This is a genomic window from Planococcus sp. SE5232 (assembly GCF_050686535.1).
GTDB lineage: Bacteria > Bacillota > Bacilli > Bacillales_A > Planococcaceae > Planococcus.
The window spans coordinates 414,906-429,544 of record NZ_JBOGCP010000001.1 but is presented as its reverse complement, the minus strand read 5'-3'; the positions used below and the strand labels follow the sequence as shown (position 1 = coordinate 429,544).

Annotated in this window: 13 protein-coding genes; 1 reads left to right on the top strand and 12 read right to left on the bottom strand. The window is 49.4% G+C overall.

Going from position 1 to position 14,639, the window contains the following annotated elements:
* Positions 1-165: 165 nt before the first annotated feature.
* Genes ACRC6Q_RS02005 through ACRC6Q_RS01995 form a run of 3 tightly spaced genes read right to left on the bottom strand, consistent with a single transcriptional unit; the run spans position 166 to position 2,947 of the window.
* Positions 166-1,065, bottom strand: a complete 900-nt coding sequence (locus tag ACRC6Q_RS02005; protein ID WP_223641181.1) for an SDR family NAD(P)-dependent oxidoreductase — start codon at positions 1,063-1,065, stop codon at positions 166-168.
* Between the two features lie 29 nt (positions 1,066-1,094).
* A complete protein-coding gene (locus tag ACRC6Q_RS02000) occupies positions 1,095-1,997 on the bottom strand; it encodes an SDR family NAD(P)-dependent oxidoreductase (RefSeq protein ID WP_223641184.1) in 903 nt (300 codons plus the stop codon).
* A 29-nt stretch (positions 1,998-2,026) separates the two neighbouring features.
* Positions 2,027-2,947, bottom strand: a complete 921-nt coding sequence (locus ACRC6Q_RS01995) for an SDR family NAD(P)-dependent oxidoreductase (RefSeq protein ID WP_431465688.1) — start codon at positions 2,945-2,947, stop codon at positions 2,027-2,029.
* A 140-nt stretch (positions 2,948-3,087) separates the two neighbouring features.
* Between ACRC6Q_RS01995 and ACRC6Q_RS01990 the strand changes: the two genes are divergently transcribed.
* A complete protein-coding gene (locus ACRC6Q_RS01990; protein ID WP_223641190.1) occupies positions 3,088-3,948 on the top strand; it encodes an alpha/beta fold hydrolase in 861 nt (286 codons plus the stop codon).
* A gap of 296 nt (positions 3,949-4,244) precedes the next feature.
* Here the strand turns inward: ACRC6Q_RS01990 and tcuA are convergent, their stop codons facing one another.
* The 9 genes from tcuA to ACRC6Q_RS01945 all read right to left on the bottom strand — a co-directional run bounded on the left by tcuA (position 4,245) and on the right by ACRC6Q_RS01945 (position 14,631).
* Entirely contained in the window at positions 4,245-5,750 is a 1,506-nt protein-coding gene (gene tcuA / locus ACRC6Q_RS01985; RefSeq protein WP_431465687.1) for an FAD-dependent tricarballylate dehydrogenase TcuA, read from the bottom strand.
* A gap of 18 nt (positions 5,751-5,768) precedes the next feature.
* A complete protein-coding gene (locus tag ACRC6Q_RS01980) occupies positions 5,769-6,620 on the bottom strand; it encodes an alpha/beta fold hydrolase (RefSeq protein ID WP_431465686.1) in 852 nt (283 codons plus the stop codon).
* 17 nt (positions 6,621-6,637) lie between these two features.
* Positions 6,638-7,591 carry a VOC family protein gene (locus ACRC6Q_RS01975; protein ID WP_431465685.1) on the bottom strand — a complete coding sequence of 318 codons (954 nt, stop codon included), beginning with the start codon at positions 7,589-7,591 and terminating at the stop codon, positions 6,638-6,640.
* A gap of 49 nt (positions 7,592-7,640) precedes the next feature.
* Entirely contained in the window at positions 7,641-8,843 is a 1,203-nt protein-coding gene (locus tag ACRC6Q_RS01970) for an acyl-CoA dehydrogenase family protein (RefSeq protein WP_223641201.1), read from the bottom strand.
* A 252-nt stretch (positions 8,844-9,095) separates the two neighbouring features.
* Positions 9,096-10,928 carry a V4R domain-containing protein gene (locus tag ACRC6Q_RS01965; protein ID WP_431465684.1) on the bottom strand — a complete coding sequence of 611 codons (1,833 nt, stop codon included), beginning with the start codon at positions 10,926-10,928 and terminating at the stop codon, positions 9,096-9,098.
* A 178-nt stretch (positions 10,929-11,106) separates the two neighbouring features.
* Positions 11,107-11,955, bottom strand: coding sequence for an aspartate/glutamate racemase family protein (locus ACRC6Q_RS01960; protein ID WP_431465683.1), 849 nt, complete (start codon positions 11,953-11,955; stop codon positions 11,107-11,109).
* A gap of 76 nt (positions 11,956-12,031) precedes the next feature.
* Positions 12,032-13,411, bottom strand: a complete 1,380-nt coding sequence (locus tag ACRC6Q_RS01955; protein ID WP_431465682.1) for an FAD-dependent oxidoreductase — start codon at positions 13,409-13,411, stop codon at positions 12,032-12,034.
* Positions 13,412-13,416: 5 nt separating this feature from the next.
* Positions 13,417-13,866, bottom strand: coding sequence for a GlcG/HbpS family heme-binding protein (locus ACRC6Q_RS01950; protein ID WP_223641216.1), 450 nt, complete (start codon positions 13,864-13,866; stop codon positions 13,417-13,419).
* A gap of 21 nt (positions 13,867-13,887) precedes the next feature.
* Positions 13,888-14,631, bottom strand: a complete 744-nt coding sequence (locus ACRC6Q_RS01945) for an SDR family NAD(P)-dependent oxidoreductase (protein ID WP_298830708.1) — start codon at positions 14,629-14,631, stop codon at positions 13,888-13,890.
* Positions 14,632-14,639 lie beyond the last annotated feature (8 nt).

Genomic DNA, 14,639 nt, shown 5'->3' with positions numbered 1-14,639 from the left:
TTCAACCATATTGGAATAATAATGTAAATGATAGAAAATATACCCACTAAACCATTCCTAATACAGCTTTCTATAAAACGATAAAAAGGCCGCCTCAGGAGGAGACTGCCTTTTTCCATTTAAGCATTCTTTTCAGATCACATAATTTAGTCTCACTGATCGTGCTTACTCTCTCTTCATCCGCTCCCGGATTCCGCCTTCGACTTCTATTCCTTTTTCCATCGGAATGTAGAGGCTGCCATTTGTCGGCCCCGCTGGCGGAGCATCTTCAATGACCTTCTGGACAAATTTGGCATTCATTTTTTCTGTAGCTCCGGGAAGAATATGGCTGGAGAGAACCGAGGCTTTCGATTTTGCGCCGACCGCGACAGTTTCCTGCGGCTTGTCGATCAATCCGATGATGGCTTCGACGACAATTTCCGGATCATCCATCGGTTTCATTTCCGCGGCATGTCCCGTGTAATTTCCTGTGTGTTCAAACCACGGCGTGTCCGTCGCCCATGGCAGCACTGTGCAGACATGGATATCCTTAAAGCCTTCGAGCTTCACTTCCTCGTTCAATGCGGAGCTGAGCCCTAATACTGCGTGTTTGCTGGCGCTGTATCCGGTGTAATACGGAAAAGCGATTTCGCTTGTAATAGAGCCGATATTGATAAGAATGCCGCGTTTCAGTTCCTTAAAATGGCGCAATGCAAAATGACTGCCGTTGATCGTCCCTTTGACATTGACATCGACCACCCGCGCCAAATCCTTGACTGGGATGTCGGTAAATGGACCAATGGCGCCAACACCGGCATTGTTGATCCAGACATCTATTTTGCCGAACCGGCCCAGCGCCGCTTCAAAGAGACGTGCCACCTGCTCTTCCTGGCTGACATCCGTCGTCACCGCTAGTACATTCGGACCCAATTCCTCTGCCAACTTTTCGAGCAGTCCAGTCCGGCGCGCTGCCAATACCACGTTAGCTCCTTGCGCTGCCAGCTCTCTCGCGACCCCTTTTCCGAATCCGCTGGAAGCACCGGTGATCACAACGGTCATTCCTTCGTGGGATTTCTTTTTTGCCATCTCCCATTCCTCCTCGCTTCTGCATTCGGTCATCCTTTGGCTTTCAGCCGCTCCCGTAGATTTCCTGATACTTCTGTCCCTTCCGGCCCCGATTCATAAAGACTGCCCGATGTCGGCGGAGCAGGAGGCGCCTCCTGGATCATTTTCAGCAGCGAACGCCCCGTCAGCGCTTTTGTCGTCTTTGGAATCAACGTACCCGTAGCCGCGATGCCTTTGGACTTGGCACCGATTTCCACCACTTTTTTTGGATTATCAATCAACCCGATAATCTGGTCCACCACTTTCTGCGGGTCATCCGCCGGTCCCACGATGATTTCATGGCCACTGTAATTGCCGGCATGCTGTGTCCAAGGCGTATCCGTCACCCACGGATCCACCGAGCAGACATGAATGTCATCAAAACCGTCCATTCTCATTTCCTGATGCAAGCCATTGCTCAAACCAGAAATTCCGTATTTACTGCCTGTATACGCCGCCCCGAAAGGCATCGGCGTTTTACTGGCGAACGAAGAAACATTGATCAACGTTCCGTACCGCTGTTTCTTGAATTGATTCAACGCATAATGGCTGCCGTAGATGGTGCCCAGAAAATTGATTTCCACCGTCCGGTTCAAATCCCTCAACGGCGTATCCGTGAAGGAGCCGTATGTTCCGATGCCGGCGTTATTGATCCAGACATCGATGCTGCTGAATACGCCCATTGCCGTTTCAAATAGGTTCTCCACGTCTTCTTCCCGGCTGACGTCAGTCGTCACTGCAATTGCATTGGGCCCGCATGCTTCTGCCAATGCTTCAATCTCCTTGGTGCGGCGCGCTGCCAGGACAACATTGGCGCCTTCTGCCGCCAGCTGCTGAGCCACCCCTTTGCCGATTCCGCTCGAGGTTCCGGTGATGACGATCGTCAGTCCTGCATATTTCTTTTCATTTGTCATGGTTATTCCTCCCATCCGTAAAACGGTCCTTACTGCTGTTTGCCTTTTCGGATTTGTTGCTTCAGCCTGTTCCGCATATTTCCTGACACTTCGGTCCCTTCTGAGCGCGGTGAATGGATACTGCCGGAAGTCTTTTCAGCGGCTGGAGCGGACTGGAGCATCTTCTGCAGCAAAATGCCGTTCAGTTTCTCGGTTCCAATCGGCATCAAATGCTGGGAGAGAATGGCGGCTTTTGACTTGCTGCCGATCTCCACACTTTCCTGCGGTTGGTCAATCAGCCCGATTACAGCGTCAATGACCGTTTCGGGATCATCGGCTGGTCCCAATGTGATTTCATGGCCGCTGTAGTTTCCCGAATGCTCCGGCCATGGTGTATCCGTCACCCACGGATGCACCATACAGACATGGATGTCCTTCCGCCCTTCCAGCTCCATTTCCAGATGCAGTCCTGCCGTCAGCCCTGCAATGCCATACTTCGTGGCACAGTAGACAGCACCGAACGGCAGCGGCACACTGCTGATGAAGGAAGACATATTGATCAGGGTTCCCGAGCCGTTCTTTTTGAAATGGCGAAGAGCATGATGGCTGCCATAGATCATTCCCTTCAGGTTGATGTCCACCAGCCGCAGCATGTCATTCAGCGGAATATCCGTGAACGACCCCATGATGCCAAGACCTGCATTATTGATCCAGACATCCACTTTGCCGAAACGGGATTCCGCCGCAGCCATCAGCCTGGCTATATCTTCTTCCTTGCTGACATCCGTAGTGACAGCGAGGGTCCGGACACCCAACTCTACAGCGAGTTCATCGATCAACTTGGTCCGCCTGGCAGCCAGCACGACATTCGCTCCATCTGCTGCCAGCTTTTGGGCAATACCTCTGCCAAACCCGCTTGATGCTCCAGTGACAACTACAGTCAATCCTTGCCGGTCCTTTGTCAGGGCCACACTGTCTCCTCCTGTCTGGAAATGAAATTGCCTTGTTTGCTTACTAACTACCCCTTTCTCCTCAACAAAAACGCTTTTCTAAAGAGGTTCAGAAAGTCTTTTTCAGGGAATCAGGGAGATAAAAAGAAAGGAGAGAGGATATGCTGCTTAAAGATTTTCAGTCCACTGTCGTCAATACAGGAGAAGCGGAGATTTATTTGCGCTACGGAGGGCAGGGCCCTCCGCTCCTTCTGCTGCATGGCCATCCCCAAACCCATATGATGTGGCACGAGCTGGCTCCAAAATTGGCAGAAGAGTATACCGTCGTGATGCCCGACTTGAGAGGGTATGGAGACAGCTCCAAACCTGAATCTGCCGATGACCACTCAACATATTCCAAACGCGCGATGGCCAAAGACCAAATAGCCGTCATGAAAGAGCTCGGGTTTTCCCGCTTCACAGTCATCGGCCATGATCGGGGAGCCCGGTGCGCTTATCGCCTGGCCCTCGACTTTCCGGAAGCGGTGGAAAAGCTCACTGTCATGGATATCATCCCCACCGGCGAAACTTTTAGAAGAGCCGACAAGGATTTCGCCATGGGGTATTGGCATTGGTTTTTTCTCGCGCAGCCTTTCGACTTTCCGGAACGAGTCATCGGAGAGAACCCCGACAATTTCTACTTCCAAGGCACGCGCCACCTGTTCCACCCCGAAGCACTCGCGGAATATTGGCGGGGCATCCACAATCCTGGAACAATCCATGCCATGTGCGAAGATTACCGGGCCGCAGCGACCATCGATTCCGAACTGGACGAAGCAGAACGGGGAAGCAAAAAAATCGCATGCCCCGTACTTGTCCTATGGGGTGAAAAAGGAGCGCTCCCGAATTGGTATGATGTGCTCGATGTATGGCAAGGCTGGGCGGACGACGTGACAGGACGCGGCATCGATTGCGGCCACTATCTTGCAGAAGAAGCGCCTGAGGAAACCTATGAGGAGATTCGAAAATTCTTGAAGACGTAAAAAAGGACAATCCAAGTTGGATTGTCCAGATTTCCTCTGAAACTCCGCCTCGCGTCCATGCGCATGGTAGTTGGAGCGAAGCGAATTCTGGCTGAACGGTTGCAAATCGAAATGAACGACTGCAAATCCATTTGAACGACCATAAATCCGTTTGAACGCCCATAAATCCGTTTGAACGCCCATAAACCCAAACTGCCTAGATATAAAGACAGCCAAAAGCCCTGTGCCGACTCTCGGCACAGGGCTTTTTCGTGAAATTTGATTCAAATCACTCTGTAACTCTGCAACTTCATACTTTAAACCTGTTCCACCACGTTGTGGCTGGCAAATTTGCCTGCTTGTTCCCCGGCAATTTTCCCGAATACAGCACCCGCCATCAAGCCAGCGCCTCCAGGATAGTTTTCGTAGAACAGCCCGCCCGCGGCTTCACCCGCTGCGTACAAGCCATTTATTTTTTCGTACATGGTGTTTTGCACTTCAGCTTGTTCATTGATTTTCAAGCCGCCGAATGTGAATGTGATGCCACAAGTGACGGCATAGGCTTCGAACGGAGCCGTATCAAGCGTATTTGCCCAATTGCTTTTATCAACAGGCAAACCAGCTGTGCCGCGTCCATCTTTTTCATTCGGATTGAACGGCACCGCATCGTTGATCGCTCCATTGTATTCGTTGATTTCCTGAAGGAATTTCGCTTTGTCGATGCCTTCCATTTTCTCTGCAAGTTCTTCGAGTGTATTGGCTTTGACTTTGGTCACCTGCCTGCCTTTATACTCTTCGCGCAGCAGATGTGCCACCTTGCCGTCAAAAACCTGCCATGCACACCCCTCTTTTTGTTCAAGGATGCGCCGTCCATATTTGGCATAGGTGTAATTCCGGAAATCCGCGCCTTCGTTTAGAAAACGCTGGCCATCGGTATTGACAATGACGCCGAATGGATAACTCAGCCGCTGGAACCCTTCCTGGAAATCAGGCAAGTAGCGGTCGCCCGTCACGGCATGTGCCATCGACCAGTTGCCGGCAGACAGGGCCCCGATATCCAAGGCCATCTGAATCCCTTCACCGGTATTGTAGCGGCTGCCTCTCGTATGTACCGTATCCCATTTCGGCCCGAGGTATTTGGTGCGCATTTCGATATTGGCATGGAACCCCCCCGAAGCGATAACCACCGACTTCGCCCGGATGACTTTCGTCTTGCCTTGTTCTTTAACGATGACTCCCTGCACGCCGTCGTCATCCTGCAGAAGGCTGACCGCCATCGTTCGGTAGAGGATCTGTATACCCAAATCAATTGCCCGCTTATGCAAGGCTTCCACCAGGCCAGGTCCGCCGCCGACCGATTCTAGAATCATGCCGCCCCAGAACTTGAAGATGCCGTCGACCTTGAACGCCTGCCGCCCATAAATAGGGATGAATTTGATGTCATGGCTGGTCAGCCATTTCATGGTTTCGAAGCTTTCGCCAGTCAGCAGAGAAGCCAGCTCCGGATCCGTTTTGTAATTGGTCATCCGGCACATATCCTCGTAGTACTGCTCTTCACTGTAGCTGCCGAAATCAACCGTCTTCAATTCCTCTTCGTCCAGTTCCGGGATGATCGCCTGGATATCCTCCACGCCTTTATAGGCAAAGCGGATGGAACCATGCGTATAGGTGGTATTGCCGCCTTTTTGCTGTTCCGGTGATTTTTCCAGCACAATGACGCGTGCCCCCTGTTCCTGAGCGGAAAGCGCCGCGCACATCGCTGCGTTCCCGGCACCGATGATCACCACGTCGGTTTCATAATCGATCGATTGTTGAGTCTTCACGGTAACACTCCTCAGCTGTTAAATTTTCTTGCTAAAGAATGACTGGATCAGCTCGTGGAAACTGTCCTTCATTTCAAGCTGCGCCCAATGTCCGCATTGCCCGAAGACATGGAGCTGGGCATTGTGCAGATGCTCCGCCAGATAATAGCTGGATTCCACCGAACAGACCTTGTCATTCAAGCCATGCACCAAGAGCACCCGGTTCTTGATCCGGTTGAGCGCCACGGTCGGAATCGGAACGGCCGCTGTAGCGAAAATTGAATCATTTGAACGGTGCACTTCCGGACGCATCGCCGTTTCAAAGCGCTCCTCCAGAAGGCCTTCGATGACCGGACTCATTTTATCCGCATCATAAACGAACCAGCTCATGATCTGCTTCAACTTCTTTTTCGAAGGATTGTCGTAAAAGCTTTTCGCACGCGCCAATTCAAAGCTCAATTTGGTGTTCGGCGTCCCGCCAGGACCCATCAGCACCACTTCATCAAAACGCTCTGGATACTCGATCAATAATTCCAATGCGATCGAACAGCCCAGTGAATTGCCGACCAAGTGCACTTTCTCCAGTTTCAGGTGGTCCATCAATTCCAGAACTTGCTTGACCCATTGGTCCATCCATTGCTGGCGGTTTTTCAACGGCTGTTCCGGATGGCTGCTTTTGCCGAATCCGTATAAATCAGGTGCCAGGCAGCGGTAGTTTTCACTGACGCCTTCGAGCGCTTTATGCCAGTTGACGACGGCAGTCACTCCAGGACCAGATCCGTGAAGAAATAGGATGGTCTCGGTATTCTGTTCGCCAGACTGGTTCAAGAAAGTTGCAAAATTCTCTGTTTGGATAATTTCCTGCGTAGTTTCATTCGTAACAATCGCCATAGCCATTCCCCTCCAATTCATAAGGCTTCTATCGTTTCTTTGACTAACTGCTTCTTGTTTATACTGTCGCCCCAATAGGTATTGCCGAAAGCACGTTCACTTTCAGTCCACTCGACCGGCTGCCAATCCGGTTCGAATATCAAGTAGCTGCCCGTGAATAATTCCACCCGGCAGCCGCTCCCCGGATCTGTCACGTATAGATACAAAGCCTGGGAGATGGAATGTTTCCCCGGACCGACAAAGTCGAAATGATGCTCTCTCAAAATATCCGCTGCCCGCAGAATGTCCTGCGAATCATCCAGCCAATAGGAGATATGATGCAATCTGGCTTTTGTCGGTGTTTCCGGACGGGACACCAACGCTACGTCATGAACCAATTGCGTGACACTCATCCAGCCTGCGAGTATATTTCCTTCATCACTGATCAAATACTCACGCATCTTGAATCCGAGCACTTCTTCCATAAAGGAATAAGTGGCACTTGATTCGGCTGACGTGTGAAGATTGACATGATCCAGACGGCGGGGAGATATTCCCTTTGCCCACGATTTATACGTCTGATTCTTCAGGACCGACCGGCGGTGTTCATCCACGGGTGGCCGCTCTACATCGAAGTACAGATTGAATGTATGGCCGCTTGGGACTTGAAAGCTGATGGATTCGCCGATGCCAGGTGTTTTCCAGGCATCCACCTGATCGACTTTAATCCCCTGCTCTTCAAGTAAGGCCTGAAAAGCAGCAACATCTTCTTTGGTTTTCGTCCGCCAGCCGATATGTTTCACATGGCCGCGGTCTCCCTGCTGGATCGACAAGGTGTGGTGCTGGAAGTCACCCCAAGCGCGCAAATAATGCACACCGTCTTTTGCTTCTGTTTCTTCCAAGCCGATGATGTCTTTGAAAAACACCAGCGACTTTTCCAAATCCGCCGATACCAGCGAAATATATCCCAACTTCGCAATTTCCGGTTTCACGATAAACCCTCCCCTAACTGATAAGCTAATTTTCTGTAAGCGCGTACATTTAATAGCGGATGGCGTTTGATTCGAGTCCGGCCAATACACGCCCGAAGTTTTCTTTGGTGATGGTCGGCGACAAGGAGCGATGCGTATGCAAAGTCAAGAAATCGAGCAGGATCCGCTGCATCGGATGGCCGTTGTAGACAAATCCAGAACCGCTTGCCGACAATAGGATATCCATCGCTTCTTTCAGCAGTTGGTTGGCATAGCCGATATCCGCCAGGGTTTTCACGCGTTCGTGACGCGGCATATATTCTTTTGCTGCTGCACTGGCATCCAAAGCATCCGCCACTTTGTAGAAGAACATTTCAGCGGTTTCGATTTTCAATGCCACATCTGCCATGGCAGTATGTGTACTGGCTGCATCTTTGATAAATTCTACGCCCATATGTGCTGCACGGCGGTTCGGTAAAGTTTGTTCATAGAATTCATATGCCGCTTTCAGCAAGCCCAAGCCCGGCAAGCCCAATGACAAGATTAAAGCTGGGAATAACGCTGTATTGTAAAGCGGGATATCACGCAGATGCGCAGATTCGAAATCGCCATCAAGAGCTTTAACGAACGATGTACAGCGGCGTTCAGGAATAAAGACATTGTTCATCTTGACACTGTTGCTGCCTGTTCCTTTCAAGCCCATCACATGCCAGTCATCCATGATTTCCATTTCAGAAAATGGCAAAGTCATCAATACCTGGTCGATCATCTTCCCTTCATCATCGACAATCGGCATTCCAAAATAGCCCCATGTCGCGTGCAGAGATCCCGAACAGAACATCCAAAATCCTTCTTCGATCATATAGCCGCCTTCTACTTTTTTGGCGATGCATTTGCGCGGCTCGTAAACTCCTGCGAACAGGACATCATCTTCGTTCTTGCCAAAAATTTCTTCGTGGGTTTCTTCACCGAAAGACTCAGCAACCATCAATTCGCGGATGGCGCATAATGCGACGATCCACCCTGTCGAACCGCAGCCTTTGGAGATTTCAACAACCGCTTCACTATAGTCGCGCATAGACGTTTCAAGCCCGCCATAACGCTTCGGGCGCAACATCTTGAATATGCTCAATTCCTTTAATTCATTCATAGTAACTTCTGGGATACGGCGGATTTCTTCAGTTTCTTTAGCGCGCTCCCGTAATGCAGGAATCAGCGATTTCGCCGCTGCCACTACATCGGTTTCACTTTGTTGTTGGATAACTGGATTCATTTTTCCCACTCCTCTTCAGCTTTTTCTTTCTGTCTCTAATTTAAAGAAATTTCTGAATAAATTAAAGATGAAAAAGCATTCGATTTCCGGTCATTTTCCAATAGAATTTATTAGTTTTCCGGAAATGGAAGCGCATTAATCGAGTTTTTCCAATGATTATTTTTTAGATACGAATTAAAAACACAAAAAAGCATTGCCAGAAGCCGCGTCTTTCAGCTTCAGGCAATGCTCTATGTTTCTTCTTGATAAAAATTATACCTCGATGTCGCCAAGTATTATCAATGCATCCAGCATCAATAACAATTCATAGGCTACTGTCGGATTGCGCAGTTCCTTGCCGAGCAGTTTTTCAATCCGGGTGATGCGGTACATCAGCCCGCTCATGGAAAGCGACAAGTCACTGATGGACTGCTGCAGGTTTCCGCCATTCATCAGGAAGACATACAGCGTTTTCAGCAGTTCGTCGCGCTTATGGTCTTTCAGCTCAAAAATCGGTTCCAGCTCTTTTCGGGCAATACGGCGGATGGACAGCATATTTTTTGAATTGATCAAAGAGCCGATGATGCTGACATCTTCAAAAGAAGCAATCTGGTCTTCCGAGTTGAGTCTTAAAGCCACCCGCGACTCTTCCAGGCTTTCTTCGATTGTTTCAATCGAATCGCTTTCGCTGCTCAAGGCAACTTGGAACTCTGCATAGCGGTGCTCTTGACGCAGATGCTTCAGGATATTTTCAATCATGTAGCGCAATCGATCGACTTTAGGCAGCAGCATGAGAATATGGCCTTCGTATTCCGTAATCAGGATTTTATAGCTTTGCATCTCCAAATAGCGGCTAATCGATTGGATCGCCTGCTCCAAAAATTCCACTTTGGAAACATCAAGATGTTCTGAAGAGCATTTTAACGTTGCAATGTAAAAAGGCTCCTTCAAGTCTACCCCCATGTAATACCCACGGTAAACCATGCTTGGCACAGACGTGTATTGCTTCAGCAGCAGCTGTTCGAAAAAATAGGACTTGATGTTTTCCACAGCTTCCAGACTGGTTTTTTCATTCAGGAACAAAAGCGCTGCAGAAACGGCGGCCCGGCGAATAAACATCGTTTCGTTTTCCAATTCCATTTCTTTGTCCAAGTAGAAAAATGTGATATAGCCAATGGCTTTCTTCTGGACGATAATTGGTGAGACAAGGCGGTTATGTGTCTTGCCGCGAATGATGAAGGTACCCGTGTAAGTCGCTGGCAGGATTTTGCCACTCTTGGTTTTATTGATGGCTGTCCGGAAATCATCGCTCAAATTCTGGTATTCAATTTCATCCAACCCTCTATAGACACGGGGTTCAAAATTCAGATCTTCAATCGAAACCGGTATGTTCAGCGTATCGTAGATCGTGCCGATGATGTCTTCGATTGAATCACCATCCGACAGCTTCGAAGTCAGCGTATCGTGAAAGGCTGCCGCTTTTTCGATATAGTTTTTATGCTCGACTACTTGTTCATAAGTGCCATTCAATTCGTCGATGAACCGGCTTTTTTCATAGAGCCCTATTTCTTCCAGCATCCCCGGCTCATCCCAGTCTTCTTCTAAACGCATTTCAAATGTACAGGTCGCATCCCCTTTGCCCCGGCATTCCACTTCTTTGATGAAGACACGGCGTTTGATGATGGTCGAAGTGAAACCGCTTCCAAATCCTGTTAACGTATGGCATACCGGACAAGCCGACAGCCCATGGTTCTTAACATGCTCTTCTACCTCAAAAGAATCCACCCATTCTCCTTTTGCCGAAATCGACAGCAGGTTGCCATGATCATCCATCTCAACTGAACGATTGGAAATCAAATTTGAAATTTGACCGGTTTGAAAATGCAGTTCTCCTGCCTTTTCAAGCATTTCTTTTATCGTTCCACCAGCTTTTAAGACATCTTTGGCGTGAGCCTCCCCTAAATTCCACCCATAACGCAGTAAAAACGACTTAGCCCGCTTCATCCCCAGATTTTCGATCAATTCCTTGCGCAATAAACCGAATGTGGCAGAAGTGGTCGATATCTTTTTATCTTCCAAATGTTCGAATTCCTCCAACTGTCTCATCAAAATCCCCCTTTGATCACAGTTCTATTTCACTACAGCATATTTACTAAAGTAAATGGATAAACTTATGAAATATTTATAAGCCAGCTCCATTATACAAAATTTTAAATTAAACTGATAATTTATTGTGATATAACGAGATGCCCAAAAACCTCCGCTAGTAACGGAGGCTTTAAAACTAAATTCGAATTCCAGCTTTGACCGATAATCCATAATCAAGGCCGGCATGGATATCGCTTTCTTTATTGTAGAAACCGCGCAATTTTTTCACCGCTTCTTCCGGCGGCTTGGCATTGAAATAGCCTTTGCGCGTCATGGTGACTCCCGAATTCACTTTGAGGTCCGTCATGGTTTCGCACATTTTGATGCCGGCCGCAAAAGAGTCGACGATCGGTACGTCTCCAATCCGCGAGATGCCTTGAGTCGCGAGGAAGACATTCATCGGTCCTTCTCCAGGAACAATCACATCTGCACCCAGTGCAATGGCTTTTTCCGCGCTTTCGATAAAACTGTCGATGACCGGCTGCGGATTCTCAAATCCGGCCAGCACTTCGTAAAATCCGACAGAAGTCTGGACGATCGGTCCAAGCTTGCCTCCTAAGCCATAGCGATCGGCGTTCTGGCGCAATTGATCGGCCAATGGTTCCAGGAAATTGACGATGCCGATGTTGTCTCCAAGCATGGAAGCGATATGGAAAGACGCCTGGCCATAGCCGATCACCGGGATGTCCACCAGCGTCCGGGCTTCCATCAACCCGACATCCGGAATAGTGCCGATGAACATGCAATCATAGCCCGCACTTTCAGCAATCAATGCATTTTTGACAAATTGCTCACGGTGGAGATTCTGCAGATAGGCATAGGTGATGAAATGGCCGGGGTATTCGGATGGATAGGTTTCGTTCGACATGCCATGCAGTACAACCTCTACATCCGGCCTCGCCACTTTCTGGATCTGTGCAATCACGGCGTCGCGATAAGCCGGAACATGTTCAATTGAAGTCAGGCTTTGGTGCCAAATTTTCAATGGTCTCACCTCTCCTTTTATCCCGCTTTAACGGTAAGTCGGGGATGAAGAACCCCCCACTGATTGAAGCTTTTCTTTATAGAACCGCTTGCTTCTTTAATGCGCTTTGGACGGCGACACGGCCGAAGATTGCGGCTTTCCCTAATGAGCTGCCAGTCATATAACCGGCTCCATGGAAGCCTCCGGCAATTTCACCGGCTGCGTACAAGCCTTCGATCGGTTCGTTATAGGGATTCAAAACATGCGTATAGCGGTCGACACTGACACCCGCATACGTGGCAAGCATCGCCACTGTTGTATGCATCGCATAAAACGGTGCCTGGTCGATCGGCTGCGGCTTGCCGAAATGATGGGTCAGGCTGTCGCGCCCAAATCCACGGTCAACGCCATTTCTGACGTCTTCATTATAAACAGCTACTGTTTCTTTCAGATCTTCCATCGGCAAACCGATTTTTTGAGCAAGCTCCTCAAGCGTTTCTGCCTGTTCAATCAAATCAAGCGATTGCAGCTTGACGAAATCATAGAGGGCATCGCCTGCGACACCTTGCTCCATAATCGCCTGATCCCAAATTTGGTAAGTGAGTTTGTCCGGCTGTCTCAACGCTTCGGTTCCAATCAATTTATAGGAGATCGACTCATTGACAAAGCGTTTAGCTGATTTATTGACGATGATGGCGCCTTTGTAGAATGCCAGTGCCTGAGATTTCCGTGGACCGTCTGCTGTCGGATGAAAACCGAAAGTGCCTTTCAGGTAAGGGAAATCGCGGAGCCAGGCACCTTGTTCACTGGCAAGCCGGATGCCGTCACCGACATTGCCGGCGCCGCCGATCCTTAAAGCCCCATCCAACTGCGGAGCAAATGCTGACAGCAGTTCTTCGCTTTTGGAAAATCCGCCTGAAGTCAACAGCACTCCATTTTCCGCTGTTGCAGTGAAGGTTTGCCCTTCGTGCTCATAGACCACTTCCGCAACGCGGCCCTCTGCGTTTTTTCGAAGCCGCTGAACCTTGGACTGCGTTTTGAAAACGACATTCCCCGATTTTTCCGCTTTTTCGTATAAGGCGGTAATCGCTTGAAGCGGCGTGATCGTATGGCCCCGCGGCACACTATGCCCGCTGACCGCCTGTACTTTATGGAACTCGACACCTTGGGCAACCAGCCATTGATAGGTTTCAAACTGGTGCTCCCCGTAGGCCTCGACCAAATCAACTTCATTTTTTCCTTCACCGACCGCCAGCATATCAGCGACCAGAAATTCCGTTTGATCGGTGATTCCTTCACGCTGCTGAATATCGGTTCCGGCAAAAGCCATGTAGCGTCCGCTCAGCAGGGAGCTGCCCCCGAACTTCTCTTCCTTCTCAAGCACCAGGACACTTGCTCCTTGCTCCGATGCTTCAGCCGCTGCACATAAGCCGGCCATCCCCGCTCCGACAATGATGAGATGATAGGAATTGTCCATACGCTTTACACTGCCTTTGTGCTAAGCTGCTCCACAACTTCCAGGGCGGCTTCACAAACCTGCATGTCATGCGTGTAATGGCCGCCGCTGACACCGATTCCGCCAATCAATTCCCCGTCGATCTTAATCGGATAACCGCCGCCGAAAATAACCAGGCGCTCTGTATGTACCAGGCCATGCAATAACGGTGGATCATCCTTCAAACGGTCATACCATTCATGTGTTGCACGGTTATAAGTTGCTGCTGAAAAGGCTTTGTTCTGTGCGATATCCAAGCTCAATACCGGCGCATTGTCCATAGCTGAGAAAGCTTTAAGGTTTCCGACTCTGTCGACAATCGAGATGCTGAAAGGCATGCCCAATTCTTTTCCTTTTTCTACTGCAGCCTCCAATAGTTTAGTGGATAATTCAAGGCTGATATTTTTTGATGAGATTGCTGATACGAATTCAGTCATTTTTATCGTTCCCTTCGCGTTTTATTTTTGTAAGCTGGCGATCGGCTGTCCTGCACCGAACGCTTCAATCGATGCTGCTGTAACTGCGACCATTTTCGGCAGACATAAGTCAACCACTACATGGGCGATGTCGATCGGCTTGAGCCAGCCGCTTTTATCGACATCCATGCCCAAGTCATCAATCATCCGGGTGTCGACAGGACCAGGATTCACTACATTTACGCGGACGCCATGCGGCTTCAACTCTTCTCCCAAAGCTTTTGAAAATCCGATGATGGCATGCTTGGATGAGATATAGGCACTTCTGTTCGGTCCGCCTTTTGTCCCCCAGATCGAGCCGATATTGATGATGACGCCGTCCCTCTGTTCAATCATTCCCGGTACGACTGCTTTGCTCAAGTTGAAAGGGGCATGCACATTGATATCGTGCACCCATTTCCATTCTTCCAGCGTCGTTTCTGTAAATGGTTTGAGGCTCATGACACCGGCATTATTGATCAGGATCGTCACTTTACCAAGTTCATTTTCCACCGTTTCAACTGCTTGTTTCACTGCCTCTTCGTCGCCCACATCGCAAATTACCGCAATGGCCCGGACGCCGTATTGTTCAGTGATCAGATCTACCACTTCTTGGCATTCATCCGCACTTCTTGCACAAACCGCTACATCCGCTCCATATGAAGCAAGGAGAATGCAGGTTTCACGGCCGATTCCACGGCCGCCGCCTGTGACCAACGCCACTTTCCCTGTTAACAAAAGCTCCACCCCTTTTC

Coding starts and splice junctions, on each gene's coding strand:
- ACRC6Q_RS02005 (WP_223641181.1), bottom strand. CDS start 1,065: ATGGCAAAAAAGAAATCCCACGAAGGAATGACCGTTGTGATCACCGGT.
- ACRC6Q_RS02000 (WP_223641184.1), bottom strand. CDS start 1,997: ATGACAAATGAAAAGAAATATGCAGGACTGACGATCGTCATCACCGGA.
- ACRC6Q_RS01990 (WP_223641190.1), top strand. CDS start 3,088: ATGCTGCTTAAAGATTTTCAGTCCACTGTCGTCAATACAGGAGAAGCG.
- ACRC6Q_RS01980 (WP_431465686.1), bottom strand. CDS start 6,620: ATGGCGATTGTTACGAATGAAACTACGCAGGAAATTATCCAAACAGAG.
- ACRC6Q_RS01970 (WP_223641201.1), bottom strand. CDS start 8,843: ATGAATCCAGTTATCCAACAACAAAGTGAAACCGATGTAGTGGCAGCG.
- ACRC6Q_RS01965 (WP_431465684.1), bottom strand. CDS start 10,928: ATGAGACAGTTGGAGGAATTCGAACATTTGGAAGATAAAAAGATATCG.
- ACRC6Q_RS01955 (WP_431465682.1), bottom strand. CDS start 13,411: ATGGACAATTCCTATCATCTCATCATTGTCGGAGCGGGGATGGCCGGC.
- ACRC6Q_RS01950 (WP_223641216.1), bottom strand. CDS start 13,866: ATGACTGAATTCGTATCAGCAATCTCATCAAAAAATATCAGCCTTGAA.